The following is a 775-nucleotide window of genomic DNA, read 5'->3' on the forward strand; positions in this document are numbered from 1 at the left end:
CCCGGGGGTTGAAGAACTGGTCGGACTCCCGCACCGGTAAGCGTGCCGGGCGGCGGGTGGGGTTCCCGCGTTTCAAGTCCCGCCGCCGGTCGACCCCGTCGGTGCGGTTCACCACCGGGGCGATCCGGGTGGAGCCGGACCGTAGGCATGTGGTGTTGCCCCGGCTGGGCCGGTTGAAGCTGCACGAGTCCGCCCGGAAGCTCGCACGCCGGCTGGAGGCGGGCACCGCCCGGGTCGTGTCGGCGACGGTGCGCCGCGACGGTGGCCGCTGGTATGTGTCGTTCACCTGCGCGGTGCAGCGCGTCCAGGGTGTGCCGGCCTGCCCGGATGCGACGGTCGGTGTGGACCTGGGTGTGTCGCATCTGGCGGTGCTGTCCACCGGTGAGGTGGAGCCCAACGCCCGCCATTTGGACGCCGCCGCCCGCCGGATGCGGCGTCTGGCCCGGCGCGTGTCTCGCCGGGTCGGCCCTGACCGGCGCACCGGTCGGCGCGGGTCGAAGCGGTGGGAGCGGGCGTCCGCCCGGCTCGGTCGGGCGCACGCCCGGGTTGCTCATCTGCGCCGCGACGGTCTGCACAAGCTGACCACCCGGCTCGCCCGCGAGTACGGCACGCTGGTGGTGGAAGACCTCAACGTGGCCGGGATGCTCGCCAACCGGCGGCTCGCTCGGCGCATCGCCGACGCCGGGTTCGCCGAACTGCGGCGGCAACTGGCCTACAAGACGGGATGGAATGGCGGGCGGCTGGTGGTGGCCGACCGGTGGTATCCGTCCTCGAG

Annotated in this window: 1 protein-coding gene; it reads left to right on the forward strand. The window is 73.7% G+C overall.

Annotated features, from left to right (window positions below; genetic code table 11):
* Nucleotides 1–56: 56 nt before the first annotated feature.
* Nucleotides 57–775, forward strand: a 719-nt coding sequence (locus tag DKT69_RS00110) for an RNA-guided endonuclease TnpB family protein (protein WP_236647221.1), incomplete at its 3' end; no start/stop codon positions are given.

This window comes from Micromonospora sicca (genome assembly GCF_003172935.1).
In the GTDB taxonomy this organism is placed as follows: Bacteria; Actinomycetota; Actinomycetes; order Mycobacteriales; family Micromonosporaceae; genus Micromonospora; species Micromonospora sicca.